At 62.8% G+C, this 17,024-nt stretch carries 14 protein-coding genes; 11 read left to right on the top strand and 3 right to left on the bottom strand.

Annotated elements, in window-relative coordinates:
* Positions 1 to 53 precede the first annotated feature (53 nt).
* Positions 54 to 299 (top strand): hypothetical protein, encoded by a 246-nt coding sequence (locus tag ACLQ8T_RS14555; protein ID WP_413455075.1) that lies wholly within the window; start codon positions 54 to 56, stop codon positions 297 to 299.
* Positions 300 to 339: 40 nt separating this feature from the next.
* Entirely contained in the window at positions 340 to 1,014 is a 675-nt protein-coding gene (locus tag ACLQ8T_RS14560) for a DedA family protein (protein ID WP_413456417.1), read from the top strand.
* Positions 1,015 to 1,017: 3 nt separating this feature from the next.
* Here the strand turns inward: ACLQ8T_RS14560 and ACLQ8T_RS14565 are convergent, their stop codons facing one another.
* Complete coding sequence (locus ACLQ8T_RS14565; RefSeq protein ID WP_204723064.1) at positions 1,018 to 1,374, bottom strand: DUF2695 domain-containing protein; 357 nt, start codon at positions 1,372 to 1,374, stop codon at positions 1,018 to 1,020.
* Between the two features lie 227 nt (positions 1,375 to 1,601).
* On the opposite strand from ACLQ8T_RS14565, the gene ACLQ8T_RS14570 reads away from it, so the two are divergent.
* The 4 genes from ACLQ8T_RS14570 (at position 1,602) to ACLQ8T_RS14585 (ending at position 6,426) form a co-directional block, all read left to right on the top strand.
* Positions 1,602 to 2,357, top strand: coding sequence for a helix-turn-helix transcriptional regulator (locus ACLQ8T_RS14570; RefSeq protein WP_204723065.1), 756 nt, complete (start codon positions 1,602 to 1,604; stop codon positions 2,355 to 2,357).
* 108 nt (positions 2,358 to 2,465) lie between these two features.
* A complete protein-coding gene (locus tag ACLQ8T_RS14575) occupies positions 2,466 to 3,917 on the top strand; it encodes an aminopeptidase P family protein (protein ID WP_413455076.1) in 1,452 nt (483 codons plus the stop codon).
* Positions 3,914 to 5,131: an amidohydrolase family protein gene (locus ACLQ8T_RS14580; RefSeq protein ID WP_413455077.1), complete on the top strand. Its 1,218-nt coding sequence runs from the start codon at positions 3,914 to 3,916 to the stop codon at positions 5,129 to 5,131. Before ACLQ8T_RS14575 ends, ACLQ8T_RS14580 begins: the two co-directional genes overlap by 4 nt.
* Positions 5,128 to 6,426 carry an alpha/beta fold hydrolase gene (locus ACLQ8T_RS14585; RefSeq protein WP_413455078.1) on the top strand — a complete coding sequence of 433 codons (1,299 nt, stop codon included), beginning with the start codon at positions 5,128 to 5,130 and terminating at the stop codon, positions 6,424 to 6,426. Before ACLQ8T_RS14580 ends, ACLQ8T_RS14585 begins: the two co-directional genes overlap by 4 nt.
* An 89-nt stretch (positions 6,427 to 6,515) precedes the next feature.
* Here the strand turns inward: ACLQ8T_RS14585 and ACLQ8T_RS14590 are convergent, their stop codons facing one another.
* Positions 6,516 to 6,833, bottom strand: a complete 318-nt coding sequence (locus tag ACLQ8T_RS14590) for a hypothetical protein (protein WP_413455079.1) — start codon at positions 6,831 to 6,833, stop codon at positions 6,516 to 6,518.
* A gap of 292 nt (positions 6,834 to 7,125) precedes the next feature.
* Complete coding sequence (locus tag ACLQ8T_RS14595; protein ID WP_413455080.1) at positions 7,126 to 9,510, bottom strand: M9 family metallopeptidase; 2,385 nt, start codon at positions 9,508 to 9,510, stop codon at positions 7,126 to 7,128.
* Positions 9,511 to 9,767: 257 nt separating this feature from the next.
* Between ACLQ8T_RS14595 and ACLQ8T_RS14600 the strand changes: the two genes are divergently transcribed.
* The 5 genes from ACLQ8T_RS14600 (at position 9,768) to ACLQ8T_RS14620 (ending at position 16,797) form a co-directional block, all read left to right on the top strand.
* Entirely contained in the window at positions 9,768 to 11,537 is a 1,770-nt protein-coding gene (locus ACLQ8T_RS14600; protein ID WP_413455081.1) for an ABC transporter substrate-binding protein, read from the top strand.
* A gap of 2 nt (positions 11,538 to 11,539) precedes the next feature.
* Positions 11,540 to 13,324, top strand: coding sequence for a dipeptide ABC transporter ATP-binding protein (locus tag ACLQ8T_RS14605; RefSeq protein ID WP_413455082.1), 1,785 nt, complete (start codon positions 11,540 to 11,542; stop codon positions 13,322 to 13,324).
* A gap of 2 nt (positions 13,325 to 13,326) precedes the next feature.
* A complete protein-coding gene (locus ACLQ8T_RS14610) occupies positions 13,327 to 14,265 on the top strand; it encodes an ABC transporter permease (RefSeq protein WP_204723071.1) in 939 nt (312 codons plus the stop codon).
* 2 nt (positions 14,266 to 14,267) lie between these two features.
* A complete protein-coding gene (locus ACLQ8T_RS14615) occupies positions 14,268 to 15,227 on the top strand; it encodes an ABC transporter permease (RefSeq protein ID WP_413455083.1) in 960 nt (319 codons plus the stop codon).
* Positions 15,228 to 15,408: 181 nt separating this feature from the next.
* Complete coding sequence (locus tag ACLQ8T_RS14620; RefSeq protein WP_413455084.1) at positions 15,409 to 16,797, top strand: IS256 family transposase; 1,389 nt, start codon at positions 15,409 to 15,411, stop codon at positions 16,795 to 16,797.
* The last annotated feature ends 227 nt before the right edge of the window (positions 16,798 to 17,024 follow it).

The raw sequence follows: 17,024 nt of genomic DNA on the forward strand, positions 1-17,024 counted from the left end.
CAGTTTTCTCCGTTTGCCAGGCGGGCAGAAGAGCAGAAAGTCATGGGTTGCCCATGACCGTTGTCATGGACCAATACCAGTTGCTCGACGCAACTATGCTGATCATTGCTGGAAAACCTGCTGTGAGCTTGGCAACTCGCCGCTGCGCGATGCGCCTTCGCCTCGGTATGCAGGCCCTGGAAAATGCCATGATCCTCCGGGTCAACGAACAAATTGGAAATTTCCGCCCTTGTGGTCGGGTTATCCCCCATCAGGCTTTACGGATTCCTCTCTGGGAAACTCACAGCGTATTCCCGTAGGATTTTTGCTGTGCTAGATCATTCTTCGTTTCTTTCCCTTGTGACCGATTACGCGGCCCCGACCATGGGCGCGGCATTCCTGCCCGACTGGTTGAACCCTGCCGTCTTCCTGAACAACCCTGCGCTTGGCCCATGGGTACTGTTGCTGGTGTGCGCCATTGTCTTCGCTGAGACCGGTTTGCTGGTGGGATTCTTCCTACCCGGCGATTCGATGCTCTTCACCGTCGGCATGCTCATCGCCACCGGCACTATCCATATCCCGCTGTGGCTTTTCTGCGCCGCGATCTTCGTCTGCGCCTTCGCTGGCGACCAGACCGGTTACATCATTGGCAAGAAATCCGGCCCTGCCGTCTTCAAGAGGCCGGATTCCCGCTTCTTCTCGCAGAAGAACGTTGAGCGCGCCCACGAGTTCTTCGAGAAGTTCGGCGGCCGCGCGGTGATCCTGGCACGCTTCGTTCCGATTGTCCGCACCTTCGTCCCGGTAATCGCTGGCGTTGCGAAGATGGACCACAAGACCTTCGTCATCTACAACCTGATCGGCGCTGCCCTGTGGGGCATCGGCGTCACGCTGCTGGGCTATTGGCTGGGACAGTTCACTTGGATCGAAGAGAACATCGACCTGATCTTCATCCTGATCGTCCTCATTTCGGTCATCCCCATCGGTGTCGAACTGCTCAAGGCCCGCAGGCCGAAGAGCAAGACCATCGAAGACTGATTTTCAAGCACTTCTCCGGCGGAATTGTCCGCCGCCCCACTGTACGCCGCGGCGCATCACCCACTGTTCGCAGGGTTGAATGCTGCCGCGGCGTACTCCTTTACAGACCAAATTTTCACGGGCGTCGATGGTGAATGCAGCTGCAGTGGTGATGGGACGGAAGGCATTGGTCAGCACCTCGCAGTCGCAGTAGCCGCCCAGAAGCATAATCTTGCGTTCCAACGCCGTGGCACGTGGCGCATTGTGGTCCCTGTAGTTTTTCACTGCCTCAAGCTGCCCCGGGCAGCTGTTATCCAGCGACACCCTGTAGAGATAGCAGGGCAGGCATTCGTGCTCAACGGGATCTGGTAAAGCAGTCATGGCCGACTCCTCTTGGTTGTAGTAGATATGTAATTCCACTCTCACCCGCGTACCCGGTCTTGGGAGTTCTGCGGGAACGGATTGTGCACAGCCGGGCGGCACGTCGCTTTTGCGACAGCATTGGCGCGAAAGTGCCGTGCAATCTAGGACGGCTGCGCACTGGCTGTATGCCATGATCAAATGACCATCACCGCCCGCCGAATTAATCATCGAGGTACCTGCGTTTAATGGATGCTGATTCCCTGCTTTCGCTTTCCCAACAGCTTGCGTCGCTGGCTGATGACCTTCGACAGAATTCGAGCCCGGGGCTGCCCAGCGCCCAACAGGTCGAAGGGCTGAGCCTGCGGCTGATCTATTCGCGCAGCGATCTGGTCGAAACCTTCAATTCCTTCCAGGACCGTGCGGTGCATTCCATCGACGCACTGGACTGCGGCACTCGGCCGGAGAACGCCGAATCACAGGCCCGTTCGCAGCCTGCTGCGCTCAAGCGCGGAGTCCGCTTCCGGGTGGTCTACGACCCAGTGGTCTTCGAGCGCCAAGAGCTCACCCGTGCCATGCTTGAATCGGTGCGGCAGGGAGAACAGGCCCGAGTCTCCACCAACTTCAACACGAGGCTGTTGATCCGCGACCGTGAAGAGTTCATCATCCACACCACCCCTGCCTCAGGGGTGGACTACCTAGCGGTCCAGCTGTCTTCACCGGTGCTCGCAGAGTTCATCAACGACACCTTCGCCAAGGTCTGGGACAACGCCCTGCAGGTGAGCAACCGCAAGTTTGAATCCGGTACTTTCCTAGAGGATGACGAAATTCAGATCCTGCGGCTGTTGGCCGCCGGGCAGAAGGATGAGTCGGTGGCCCGCGCCCTGGGTGTGAGCGTCCGTACGGTCCAGCGCAAGATCCAGACGCTGCAGCGCAACTTCGGCGCGGCCAGCCGATTCCAGCTCGGTGCCATCAGCGCCCAACACCTGATTGTGGACAACTAGGCGCAGTTAACGACTTGGCGGTTTTACGACAACGTATTTGCACACCGCAGGGCTGTCCACCATGAAAAGCTAGATGCAACGATGAGTTGTCAAAGGAGCATCTAGTCAATGAGCGCTGAACTGCCTAAGTCCATGCCAGCACCAACCACCACCGAAAACGCGATCCCGCGTCTGGCATCGAGCCAGCCGTTTGTGGACTTCATGGCCACCGGCTGGGCCTCCCCCGAGCTGCCTGCCCCGGTGGCCCCCGATGCTGCGGCAGCGGCGGCCGCCCACCGCGAGAAGCTTTCGGCGGCTTTCACAGGGCAGGGCATCATGGTCTTTGCCGGTTCCGCGCCGGTGCGTTCGAATGACTGCTACTACGAGTTCCGTGCGCACTCAGACTTCATCTACCTGATCAACGCACAGATCGAGGACGCAGTGCTGGTGGGTCATCCAACCGGCCACGGCCACGATTTTGAGCTGTTCCTGCCGGTGCCATTCACCCCTGGCACCGCTGACTTCTTCTCCAATGCCATCCATGGTGAGTTGTGGGTGGGCCCAAGCCACAACACCGCTCAATGGAGCGCCGCCCTGGGCATTCCCGTCCGTTCCATCACCGAGCTGGAAACTGCTGTGCGCGCAGGAACTTTCGCCGCTGCAGGCTCCGCCAAGGCCTCCGAGCTGGCCAAGCTGAATGCGCAGGATTCGCCGGTGCTGCGCCGTGTGCTCTCGCAGCTGCGCATGGTCAAGGACGCCTGGGAGATCGGCCAGCTGCGCGCCTCGGTGGACCACACCGTGGAGGGCTTCCGCCAGGTGCTGGCGGCCATCCCTCAGTCCATCGCCGAGGGCGGCGAGCGCTGGCTGCAGGGCACCTTCGACCGTGTGGCCCGCACCTACGGCAACGGGCCCGGCTACGCCACGATCATCGGCGCCGGCATCCACGCACCGACCCTGCACTGGACCCGCTGCGACGGACCGGTGAGCGAAGACCAGCTGCTGCTGCTGGACATGGGCGTTGAGGAACGCTCCTGCTACACCGCCGATGTCACCCGCACCTTCCCGGTGGCCGGCTCCTTCTCCGAGCCCCAGCGCTTAGTGCACGACCTGGTGGAGAAGTCGCACCGCGCAGGCCTTGCCACCCTCGCCCCGGGCAATTCCTTCAGCGACTTCCACTTCGCCTGCATGGAGGTCATCGCCCAGGGTCTGCACGACTGGGATCTGCTGCCGGTCTCCGTGGACGAGGCGCTGTCCCCCACCGGACAGCAGCACCGCCGCTGGCTGGTCTGCGGCGTGGGCCACCATTTGGGCCTGGATGTGCACGACTGCTCGCACTCCCAATACGAGGACTACCAGGGCGCGGCGCTTGAGGAGAACATGGTGCTCACCGTCGAGCCGGGGCTCTACTTCCACGCCCATGACCAGCTGGTTCCGCCGGAGTTGCGCGGCCTGGGCGTGCGCATCGAGGATGACCTGCTGATCACCGCGACTGGCTATGAGAACCTCTCTGCCGAGCTGCCGCTGGATGCCGCCGGCCTGCAGAACTGGATGAATCAGGCAATGAGCGGAGCCAGCGCATGAGCACATACACCTTAGCCGATGCGCTGGTCTTCGACGGCCGGGTATTCCTCGAGAACCCAACCAATATCACCGTCGCCGACGGCGTGATCACCGCCGTTGGATCCCAGAGCGAGGGCACGGTCGTCGACGCGGCCGGGCGCTGCGTGATGCCCGGGCTGATCGACGCGCACTTCCACGCCTATGCGGTGGCGCTGCAGGGATTGGACAACGAGCTGGGTCCGCTGTCCTATTCGGCGCTGGCAGGTTCGCACCGGCTGGCCGATGCGCTGCGCCGCGGCTTCACCACCGTGCGCGATGTGGCCGGCGGAGACCTGGGCCTGGCCCGGGCCATCGAGGAGAAGCTCTTCGCCTCCCCGCGCTACTACTTCACCGGGCCTGCTTTCAGCCAGACCGGCGGCCACGGCGACCCGCGGGAAGCGCACCTCGACTCCTGCTTCACCCACGGGCACATGTGCCGTATCGTCGATGGCTGTGATGCCCTGCGAGTGGCCGTGCGCGATGCCTTCCGCACCGGGGCGCACGCCATCAAGATCATGACCAGCGGCGGGGTTATCTCGCTGACCGATCCGCTGGAAATTCCGCAGTACTCCCCCGAGGAAATCCGCACCATCACCTCCGAGGCGGCCCGCCGCGGCTCCTACGTCTGTGCGCATGCCTACTCGGTGCCTGCCATCCGCCACTCGGTTCAAAACGGGGTGCGCAGCATCGAACATGGCAACCTGCTCGATGCAGACACCGCCAAGCTCATGGCAGAGCACGACGCTTTCCTGGTCCCCACCCTTGCCGCCTATGCTGCCATGGACTTGCGCGGCGAAGAACTGGGCCTGGCCGAGGTCTCGCAGCAGAAGAACCGGATCGTGCTCGAACGCGGGCAGCAAGCCGTGCGCCATGCGCTGGATGCTGGGGTCAAGGTGGGCTTCGGCAGCGATTTGATGGGCGAGCTGGGCAACGAACAGCTGCACGGCCTGGCCCTGCAGGCGGCCGCCTCCACCGTGGACGACGTCCTGCGTTCGGCCACCTCGGTCAATGCGCAGCTGATCGGCAACGATTCGATCGGCCAACTGGCTGCTGGGAAGATCGCCGACCTGCTGGTGCTCGACGGGGATCCGCGCGAGAACTTGGACTACCTCGTCTCCGAAGCCAAGGCACGCACCGTCATCCAGGCTGGAGCCGCCAGCATCGATGGGCTGGATTTGCTGGCAGGGATGAAATGAAACCAACCTTGATTGCCAGCTTCACCGTGGCAGGCAGGCACTTGAGCGACTACTCGTTGCAGGTCCCGCTGGATTGGAAGCACACCGAGGGCGAACACATCACCGTGTTCTACCGCGAAGTTGTCGCAGCCCACCGCCAGCATGAAGAATTGCCCCTGATGATCTACCTGCAGGGTGGCCCGGGCGGGGCAGGCCCGCGCCCCATCGGAGATTCCGGCTGGCTGTCGGTGGCGTTGGAACGTTTCCGGGTGATCCTCATGGACCAGCGCGGCACCGGCGCCTCCACCCCGGTGACCACGCAGGTCATCGAGGGCTTCGACTCAGGCGAGGCGGGCGCGGCCTACCTTGAGAACTTCCGCGCAGATTCGATCATCCGCGATGCTGAAGCCATCCGCATCCACGGCTATGGTTCCAAGCCATGGGTCACCCTGGGCCAGAGCTACGGCGGGTTCCTCACGCTAAGCTATCTCAGCTTCTTCCCCGAGGCGTTGGCAGGCTGCCTGATCACTGGCGGGCTGCCCAGCCTTACTCCTTGTGCAGCCTCGGTATACGCGCGGACCATCCCCCGGGTGCGGGCCAAGAATGAGAAGTTCTACAACCTCTACCCGGCTGACCGCCACCGCGTGGAAAACCTTGTCCGCACGCTGAACGAGGACGAATACTTCTTGCCGGACGGCGACCGCTTCACCGTGCGCCGGCTGCAGTCGCTAGGCATCGACTTCGGCATGGGGCCGGGCTTCGAGCGTCTGCACTGGCTTCTTGAACTCTCCGGGGACGGCACGAACATCAGCAATGCGCTGCTGCAGGAAGTCCAGAACCGCACAAGCTTCGCTTCCAACCCGCTGTTCGCCGTGCTGCAGGAAGACATCTACGGCGACGGGGCCAACGGGGCTGCTCGCTTCGCCGCCGAGGCCGAACTGGAGCTGCATCCAGAGTTCTCCACCAAGGCACAGCCGCTGCTGTTCACCGGGGAGATGATGTTCCGCTGTACTTTCGATGAGACCAAGCTGCTGCGGCCCTTCCTGCCTGCGGTCAAGGAGCTGGCGGTGCGCCGTACCCACCGGAAGATCTACGACCGCGAACAGCTGGCCGCCAACCAGGTGCCTGTCGCAGCTGCCGTCTACCACGACGACATGTACGTGGATGCCGGCCTGTCCCTGGATACAGCGTCAAAGGTGGGCAATCTGCATGCATGGGTGACCAATGAGCATGAGCACGACGGGATCAACGATCCGTCGGTGCTGCGCCGTCTGCTGAAGAATCTGGAGGCACTCGGTGGTCCGCTGCAGCGCTAGGACTGCTAGTCAGGCGCATACTCAAACAGCGGCTCGGCCATGATGGCCGGGCCGCTGTTGGCGTCCTGCCCAGTGGCAAAACTGGAGAATTACGGACCTTGGAATAGGGTTATTGCCGTAGTCATGATCGGAAGCAGGATGATTCCGAAACCTGCCGAGACGGCAGCCCACCCATGGGCTTTCTTCACCGCCGCGACAATGCCTCCTGCTGCGCCGAATGCCAGCGGAAAGGCAAACATCCACAGTGGTTTCGCCACCCCTGTACCGTTCCAGTCAACCAGCACAAGCAGCGATGCAAGAGCCAGGGCCATCATGACCAGCGTCCAGCCCGGGCAGCGAACTGCCGATTTCCCTGCGGTGTTCTGCATCTGTGCCACTGTCTTCCCTGGACCAGCAAAATTTTCCATGACTTCTCGAAAGAATAGTGCACAACACGCTGTTTACGTGTTTTGACTACGAATAACCGGTTGGGTATTTTCAGTTCGCCTCGTGCTCGCATCGGCGCAGCCGAGCGTCCGCACAGATTCTGCCGCGTTTCATCAGTGCCGGTCGTGTGGAGGTTCCTGAATGACGGTGGATAGGGAAATCCGGTTCACCGTCCTGGTGCCGATAATTTTCCCCGGCTCGGATACACTGAAGCAGCCGAACGCCCCGGACCTGTGCGACAGTGCACGCAGGTCCGGGGCGTTCTTCAGCTCATCAGCGGGTAGTTGCCTTCAGGCTCACCCCCGAGTATTCGCCATCGGTGCTCAGCGAAATGTAGTTGTAGCCGGCTGGTGGGTGCGGAACGGTAATCGATTCGTTGTTGCCGGACTCGGTGGACCTGTAGTTGTGGTGGTCCGGACCGGCCCAGTTCCACGGGCTGTAGAACAGGTCAGCGTTCCCCGTGCCGCCGCTGGTGTTGATCACCAGCTCCTCGGTTCCCTCGGGAACGTAGATGTAGAAGTAATTCAGGTCATCGCTGTTGCCCGACAGGTTCGTCGCTGCGCAACCCGAAGCCAAGGTCTGGCCGCTGGTTCCTGAGCAGTCTTCCGGATCAGTTGGATCGGTAGGCTCAGCTGGGTCGGTTGGCTCAGCTGGGTCGGTTGGCTCCACCGGGTCGACAGGATCGGTTGGCGCCGGTGGCTTGCAGTCGCCGGCGGCACAAGTGTCCAGGAAGTTGGCGAACTCGGCGTCATACATGGTGCCGATGGAGTTCTTCAGGTAGTTGCGGGACTCCTGCCACTTGCCCTGGCGGTAGAAGTCGAGGATGGTCTGCGTTTCTTGCGGGTGCTTGTTCAGCATGAAGTTCACCGCAAGGTAGCCCCAGCGGTAGATGCGGTCCGTGTCGCTGTTCTCGTAGGTGGTGTCGAACAGCTCGCTGAGCTTGTAGGTCTTCTGCGCCGCCAGCTGGTGGGCTGCGGTGTACTCCTCGTTGCGGTAGCCGTAGTTCACGTATTCCGCGAAGCCCTCGACCCACCAGATCGTCGGCACCGTCAGTCCTGCCCCGAAGTCGCCATGCATGTTGAAGCGGCCGTCGAGGTAGTGCGTGTACTCGTGGTTCAGGTTCCAGATGTGGAAGGTCGGCAGCATCCATTCGGCCTCGTAGGCGACGAAGGTCGGGGTGTTGCCTGCCTGGCTTGGATCGCCTTCCAGGTACATGCCGCCGTTGTTCGTGTCGATGCCGAAGATGGCGCCTGCGTAGGTCTGGTAGTCGCTGCTGGAGGAGAAGACCGCTACGTCGATCGTGGTGTTCAGGTCGTTGGCCACAGGGGTCCGGGTTGCGGCGGCACCGTAGAAGTACTCGTCCTGCTCCTTGAGCGAGGTGCAGGATTCATCGAATTCCGCGTTGCTCACCGACTGGGTGTTGAAGCGGATGCTCGGGCTGCAATCGCGGTCCTGGCTGAGCACCGTATCACGCAGCGTGCTGGAGAAATCGCAGGTGCCGTAGTCCGAGCAGTTGCTTGCATCGAAGTATTCGACCATGTCGGCAAGGCCTACATAGAGCTTCGCGGTGTCCCCGGTCATCGAGCTGCGCGAGAGCAGGTCGATCACCTTCGGCTTGGCCGCCGCCTTCAGCTGGCTGTCGCCCAGGAAGCGGGCCAGCTCGCGGCCGGCGTTGGCGACCAGGAAGTCGCTGTCGCCGCCCATCAGGTCCATGTTCTCCACCGCAAACTGGTGCAGGGTGGTCAGGATCTGCGGGTTGGCCACGACGGCTGCGGAGAAGTCGTCAAACTGGTGTCCGCGGAAAAGCACGGTGAACACGTTGTTCGTCGCGTTGCGGAAGTTCCAGCTTGCTTCGCGCTGCGCGTTGAAGTCTTCCAGCAGATCCACCAGGACGCCGAGGAAGCGGGCGTTGTTCTCCGAGGAATCGATCAGGGTGACAGCTTCGGAGAGCACCTGGGCGCTGTCCTCGTTGACCGTCATGGACTTGGGGTTGGCAAAGAACCGCTCCAGGGCATCGCCGACGGTTGACTTCAGCTGCGTGCCGTAGTTGCCCACGGTCGAGGACTGGTAGAACTGCACGTAGTAGCCGGCGCGGAGGAACAAGACCAGCTGCATGGTCGACTGGGAATTGCTGCCGTTGAAGTTCTGCGCGTCGGTCTTGAACGCCTGGGCGACGGTGAGCATGTCGGCCTGGTTGAACAGGTCCCGGGCGGTGTTCCCGGTGGCGTTGAACAGGGAGTTGATGCACTCCATGTCCGCGGCCTTGACCGCCTGGACCAGTGCCGAGCCGCTCAAGTTCCCGAGCTCTCCCGGGTTGCAGGCAGCCCCAGCGGCGCCGGCGGAAGACTCCGGCCCGGCGCTGCTCTTCTTGGCCTTCTTTTCAAGCTTCTGGATTTCCTTCTGGTTCTTTTCAACCAGCTTCATGTCCACCAGCGGACGCGGGGCCTCGTCCTTGCCGAGTACCGGATCCAGCTCGGGAGAATACTCTCCCAGCACGAAGCTCGGAGCCGTAGCGGCGCCCTTGTCGGATCCCTTGTCCGTTGACGGCTTCTCGGCCAGCGCCGGGCTGATGCCGCTGGTCAGCCCCAGGCCCAGGGCCGCTATCGAGACCGCTGCGGCGATTCGCCGCAGCGGCGCGGATTTGGTCAAACTTTGCATTTTTCCTCTTTCGCGATTTTTTCACGTTGTTGCTTGCTTCCGTGATTGCGATCCGCATCACGGCCCCATGGGGTTGAACGTTAGGCCGCGGCAGTTGGGCTCTGCAATGGTTTTTGACCAATTGTCGCCACCCCGTCAGGCACGTCAGGTTTACGCCGTGCAATTTTTGAAAGAACTCCCCCAGTGACAGTGCAATGGCACTAGTCTGGATTTCGATCACCACTTGTGAGCCAACCCACACACCCTTGGAGGACCCAATGACACCGCAAAAACGCCTTATGGTTCCGCTCTCGCTCTTCGCCGCTTCGGCACTCCTGCTCTCTGGCTGCGCCCTCGATTCGGGCAACAGCTCGGCCCCTACCGGCGAAGCCCAGAAAGGCGGAATCCTGAAGGTCGGCAGCAACGGCGACAACGACCACCTTGATCCGGCACTGACTTCCTATGTGCCCACCCAGAACTTCATCCGCGCCACCAACCGCCAGCTTCTGAGCTACGAAGCATCCACCGATGAGAACACGCGCATCCAGGTCAAGGCCGACCTAGCTGAAGAAGTCCCGGAAGCGACCAATGACGGCAAAACCTACACCTTCACCATCAAGGAAGGCGCGAACTGGGACGCACCGGACGGAGCCCGACAGATCGTCGCAGAAGACGTGGTGCGCGGCTTCAAGCGCCTGTGCAATCCCTACCGCTCCAGCCCGCTGCTGGGCTACTTCCAATCACTGCTCACCGGCATGGATGCATACTGCGCAGGCTTCGCCAAGATCGATCCGAAGCCCGAGCCGATGGCCAAGTACATCAACTCAGCCAAGCTGCCCGGCGTGCGCGCGGTGGATGAGCGCACCGTCGAGTTCAACCTCAAGGAACCGGCAGGCGACTTCATCTACATGCTGACCCTCGCAACGGCCACTCCGGCCCCTGAGGAAGTGCTCGACTACCTGCCCGACTCCCCCGAATACCGCGAGAACTTCGTCGCCTCCGGACCGTACACAATCGAGGAGTACACCGCTGACAAGTCGATGAAGCTGGTGCGCAACGAGGCGTGGAACCCGGAGACCGACAGCCTGCGCCACGCCTATGTGGACTCCATCGAGATGACCATGGGCCTGAGCGCCGATGCAGTGACCCAGCAGCTGCAGGCCGGCACCCTTGATATGTCATTCGACACCGGTCTGGCCCCGTCGGTGGCGGCCCAGCTGGCGGCGGCCAAGGACCCGAACTTCTCCACCATCGATGCCGGCTCGGTCAACCCGTTCCTGTGGATCAACGTGGATTCCCCGAGCAACGACGGCGCGCTGGCGGACAAGAAAGTCCGCGAAGCCATCCAGTACGCCACCGACAAGGCATCGGTAGTCCAGACCCTGGGCGGCGAGGCGGTGGCCAAGGTGCAGAACGGCATCTTCGGCCCGGGCGTGCTGGGCTACCACGACTTCGACCTCTACCCGACCGAAGGGCACCGGGGAGATCCGGAAAAGGCCAAGAAGCTGCTGGCAGAGGCAGGATACCCGGAGGGCATCACCTTGAAGATGCCGTACCGCAACAAGGACATCGAGCCGCAGATCGCCCAGACCCTGCAGGCGGGCTACGAGAAAGCCGGCATCACGATCGAGCTCATCCCGGTCAGCCCCACCGACTACTACACCGAATTCCTGATTAACCGCGAGGGCACCAAGTCGGGCAAGTGGGACATCGCCCCGATGGGCTGGAGCCCTGACTGGCAAGGCGGCGCAGCCCGCTCCGTGTTCCAGCCGCTATTCACCTACAACGGTACCGAAAGCACCTACAACCTGACCAACTACGACAACAAAGAAGCAGACAAGCTGGCCGCCAAGGCGGTCCAGGAACCGGATGCCGCCAAGGCACAGGAACTGTGGGCGCAGGTGGATGAGATTGTCATGGGCGATGCGATCATCGTGCCGGTGGCAGCCCCGACCACCCGACTCTACCACTCCGAGCGCGTGCAGAACTTCCAGCCCTACGCCCTGGCCACCCAGGGCGACTGGACCAATGTCTGGCTGCAGGATTAGTCATGGCGTTGCTTGAAGTAAAGAACCTCAGCGTCTCCTTCCCTACCGCGGACGGCACGCTGCACGTGGTGCGCGATGTCAGCTTCAACGTCGAGGCAGGCGACTTCTTCGGGATCGTCGGCGAATCAGGCTCCGGCAAATCAGTACTGGTTCAGGCGATCCTGGGCCTGGTGCCCGGGGCCAAGCTCAGCGGGCAGGCACTGTTCAACGGGCGGGATCTGATCGGGCTGCCGGCCGAGGAGCTGCGCAGGATCCGCGGGGCGAAGATCAGCATGATCTTCCAAGACCCGCTCTCTTCCCTGCACCCGCAGTACACCGTGGGCCAGCAGCTGGTTGAGGCGATCACCACCCATCAGAAGGTGTCCACCTCCCAGGCCCGCTCCCAGGCGGTCTCCATGATGCGCAAGGTGGGCATCAAGGACGCCGAACGCCGCGCCGACAGCTTCCCCCACCAGTTCTCCGGCGGCATGCGCCAGCGCATCATGATCGCCATGGCGTTGCTGCTTGAACCGGAGCTGATCATCGCCGACGAGCCGACCACAGCATTGGATTCCACGGTGCAGGCCCAGATCCTGGACCTGCTAGCGGCCATGCAGCGGGAGCTGAAAACCACGGTGATCATGATTTCCCACGACCTGTCGGTGGTTTCCCGGGTGGCGAGCAAGATGATGGTGCTCTACGCGGGCACCTGCATGGAACTCGGTGCTGCGGATGAGGTCTTCGCCAGTCCCTCGCACCCCTACACCGCCCGGCTGCTGGCGGCCACGCCTTCGGTGCACAATACCGACCAGCGGCTGCGGCCCATCGACGGTTCGCTGCCCAGCCTCCTGGCCCCGCCCACGGGCTGCGCCTTCGCCCCGCGCTGCGAGCTGGCCGACGAGCGGTGCCGCGGCGCGCTGCCGCCGCTTGAAGAGCACCGGCCTAGCCGGCTGGCCGCCTGCTTCCACCCGGACACCGAGCTGGCTGCGCCCGAACCTGTCATGACCCGCAGCGCCGGGCAAAAAGAGGGGACGCCGCCGATCATCAGCGTCCAGGGCATCAAGCTGTCCTTCAGCGCAGGCTCCTGGCCGCACAAGCGCCAGGTGAACGTGCTCAAGGGCGTTGACCTGCAGCTGCACGAAGGCGAAACCCTGGGCCTCGTGGGGGAATCAGGCTGCGGAAAATCCACCCTGGTCCGCGTGATCGCGGGCCTGCTGCAGCCCCAGGAAGGCAGCGTGCTGATCGAGGGCCAACAGCTCGGAGCGCCGAACACCGAATCCTGGAAGCAGGCGCGGCACCTGGTGCAGATGGTCTTCCAGGACCCCTTCGGCTCGCTGAACCCCAAGCGCCGAGTGGGCTCGATCATTGCCGACCCTTTCATGATCCACACGGAGCTGCGCGGCGAGCAGCTCAAGTCCCGGGTGCGCGAACTGATGGACCTGGTGGGGTTGAACCCCGAGCATTACAACCGCTTCCCCTCTGAGTTCTCCGGCGGGCAGCGCCAGCGCATCGGCATCGCCCGGGCCCTGGCACTCAAACCCAAGGTGGTGCTCTTCGACGAGCCCGTTTCAGCGTTGGACGTGTCGGTGCAGGCGCAGATCTTGAACCTGATCTCCGACCTGCAGCGCGAGCTGGGGCTGAGCTACATCTTCATTTCCCACGACCTGTCGGTGGTGCGCCACGTCTCCGACCGGGTAGCCGTGATGGACCATGGGCAGATCATCGAGCTTGCCGGCGCGCAGCAGCTCTATGAAAACCCGCAGACCGACTTCACCAAGACCCTGCTGGCCGCCAGCGCAAGGAGCTGAGAATGAGCGCACCAACACTTTCTCCGGACGCGGCCGCCGCCGCACCGGAGGTGAAACAGCGCAGCTCGATGCGCATGACCGTCGACTACCTGCTCAAGGACCGCGCCTCGCTGATCGCCGCCAGCTTCCTGGTGCTGCTGGTGCTCTTTGCACTGGCCGCCCCGCTGCTGGCATCCATCACCGGCCACCCGGCCAATGACCAGTTCCGCGAGACCGGGCTGACCCCGGCCGGCGTGCCGGTGGGTCCGGGCGCTGAATTCTGGCTGGGCGCTGACCAGCTGGGCCGCGATGTGCTGGTGCGACTGGCCTATGGCGCAAGGGTCTCGCTGATCGTCGGCGTGGTGGCTTCCCTCGCCGCGGCCAGCATCGGCATCATGGTGGGCATGGTCGCCGGGTACTTCGGCGGGAAGGTGGATACGGTGCTCAGCCGCTGCATCGACCTGGTCATGTCCGTGCCTTTCCTGCTTGCCGCCCTGGCGCTGGTTTCGGTGTTCGGCGCCAGCCTGCCGCTGAGCGTGGGAGTGATCGTGTTCTTCTCCTGGACCTCACTGGCCCGGGTGATCCGCGGACAGGTCATCGCCCTGCGCCAACGCGAATTCGTGGAGGCGGCCCGGAGCTTGGGGGCCGGGCACTGGGGCATCATCTTCCGCGACATCCTGCCCAACCTGGCGGCCCCGATCATCATCTACGCCACGCTGATGATCCCCAGCTCCATCGTCTTCGAGGCGACCCTGTCATTTTTGGGCATGGGCATCGTCCCACCCGATGCCAGCTGGGGCGGCATGTTGGCCGAGGCCTCTGGGAACTCCATCTATCTGACCGCCTGGTGGCTGGTGCTCTTCCCAGGCCTGGCGCTGCTGTTCACTACCCTGGCGTTCAACGTCCTGGGCGACGGGCTGCGCGATGCACTGGATCCGCGCACCCGCAGAAAGGCCAAGTAAAAATGTTCTTCTTCCTTCTCAAGCGCCTGGGCTTCGGGCTGCTGGTGCTCTTTCTGCTCAGCCTGTTCGTCTTCCTGCTCTTCTTCGTGGCCCCGGGCGATCCGGCCCGGGCGATCGCCGGAGACAAGGCCACCGAGGAGCTGCTCGCGCAGATCCGCGACACCCTCGGCTTGAACCAGCCGCTGTACCAGCAGTACCTCGACTTCGCCTCCCGGCTGCTGCAAGGAGACCTGGGATTCTCCTACCGCTCCCAGCAGCCTGTCACCGAGCTGATCTTCGACCGGCTGCCGGTGACCATGTCCCTGGTGGGCGGGGCGATGGTGCTCTGGCTGCTGATCGGCATCCCGGTGGGCGTGGCCTCGGCTCGCAAACCGGGCAGCCTGCGAGACCGGATCGGGCAAAGCTTCGCGATGACCGGCATCAGCTTCCCGACCTTCGTGCTGGGCATGATCCTGCTCTACACGCTGTACTCGCTGCCCGCCAAGGCCGGTTTCCTGCTCTTCCCGCCCAGCGGGTACATCGAGCTAGGGCAAAATCCGCTGCAGTGGGCCTGGCACCTGGTCCTGCCCTGGATCACCCTGGCGCTGGTCACCGCCGCCGTCTATGCCCGGCTGACTCGTGCACAGATGCTTGAAGTGCTCGGCGAGGACTACATCCGCACCGCCCGCGCCAAGGGCGTGCGCGAGTCGTCGGTGGTCTATAAGCATGCCTTCCGCAGCGCGATGACCCCGCTGGTCACCCAGTTGGGCATCGACATCGGCGTGATGCTCGGCGGAGTGATCGTGATCGAGCAGGTCTTCGGCCTGGCCGGTGTCGGATCGCTGGCGGTGCAGGCGGTCCAGACCCAGGACCGCCCGGTGATCATCGGCGTGGTGTTGCTTGGCGGCTTGTTCGTCGCGGTGGCGAACATCCTGGTCGACATCGCTTACACCAGGCTGGACGCGCGCGTGCGCACCGCTTGATCCTGCTACAGCTGTGCGGGTAGCCCCGAGGTGGCTGCCCGCACAGCTTTCCGGGCATCTCCGTGGTGACCGATAGCTACCCGGGCAGATGCTGGAACTCGTCCGGCAACCAGAGAGCCTGTCAGATGGATTGTGTAAGACCCCTAGTCAATTGATAGAAAGAGACTAGGAAAAACACGCTATGACCATCCAGAGAGACCAGGCCGAACAGAGCATGGAAAACGCCTCCGACATCGCCGAGAAAATCGCAGCCCTCGGCTCCATGGACGCCGTCAAGGACTCCGGAGCCTTCGACGAACTCATGGGATTCATCGACCGCGGAGAGATCCAGCTCGACGGCAAGGACGGATTTATCCAGCAGATCATCCGCGCCGGCCTGGAACGCGGCCTGAAATCCGAGCTGAGCAGCCACCTGGGCTACGACAAAGGCGACGGGCAAGGACGGTTCGCGCCGAACTCCCGCAACGGCTCCTACCCGAAGACCGTGTCCACAGTGGCCGGGGATATCGACCTGCAGATCCCCAGGGATCGTGCCGGCACCTTCACCCCGACCCTGGTGCCCAAAGGGTCACGCCGCACCGGCGGCCTGGACGAGATGATCATCTCCCTCTACGCCGGAGGCATGACCGTCCGGGATATCGCCTACCATTTGGAAACTACCGTCGGTACCCAGCTGTCCCACGACACGATCTCCAAGATCACCGACGAAGTGCTCGACGAGGTCGCGGCCTGGCAGGAACGCCCTTTGGAGGAGTTCTACCCGATCCTCTACCTGGACGCGATTGTCATCAAGGTCCGCGACGGGCACCAGGTGCGCAACAAGGCCGCGCATATGGCCATCGGCGTCACCGTGGAAGGCATCAAGCATGTCCTGGGCATCTGGGTCACCGAAAACGAAGGCGCGAAGTTCTGGGCGCAGGTCTGCGCGCAGTTGGCCAACCGCGGGGTCAAGGATGTCCTGATCGCTTGCTGCGACGGGCTGACCGGGTTCCCGGAGGCGATCGAGGCGACGTGGGCGCGGGCAACCGTGCAGACCTGCGTGGTGCACCTGATTAGGGCGGCGAACCGGTTTGTCTCCTACGGGGATCGTCGGGCGGTCAGCAAGCAGTTGAAGACGATTTACACCGCTCCGAGCATCGAATCCGCGCTGAAATCCTTGGATGATTTCGAGGCATCCGAGCTGGGCAGGAAGTATCCATCGGCGGTGGCCACCTGGCGCAACGCGTGGGAGCGGTTCACCCCGTTCCTGGAGTTCCCGCCGGAGCTGCGCAAGGTCATTTACACGACCAATGCGATCGAATCGATGAACTACCAGTTGCGCAAGGTCACCAAGTCCCGAGGCCATTTCCTTATCGATGCGGCGGCGGTGAAGATGCTGTGGTTGGCGATCTGCAATATCGAGGACAAGCGGGCGATGGAGCGTTTCAAGGATGCGCAGAAGAAGGGCCGGACCCCGCGGGCCGGCGCTGGAGCGCATCTGGTGGAAGGGGCCGGAACGAACGGCTGGAAGCAAGCCTTGCAGCAGCTGGCGATGGCTGACCCGGAGCGCATTGAGCCGTATTTGAATTGATTGTTACGAAGCCCTGAATAACGGATGTGACTAGGGGCTTACACAAACAATCTGACAAGCTCCCCGAGTTGCGTCAGAGCAGAAATAACTCCCGTGTCGCCGGGGTGGAGCGCAGCAAAGGCGTTCTCCAATCCCGATTCACCCGCTCAATCATCGGACATTTCCCATGCGCAGGTAACCGCACCGGGTAGCTCAAGAGCTGAGATTTGGACTTATGCGATGCTGGA

Source organism: Glutamicibacter sp. FR1 (genome assembly GCF_047300825.1).
Lineage (GTDB): Bacteria > Actinomycetota > Actinomycetes > Actinomycetales > Micrococcaceae > Glutamicibacter > Glutamicibacter nicotianae.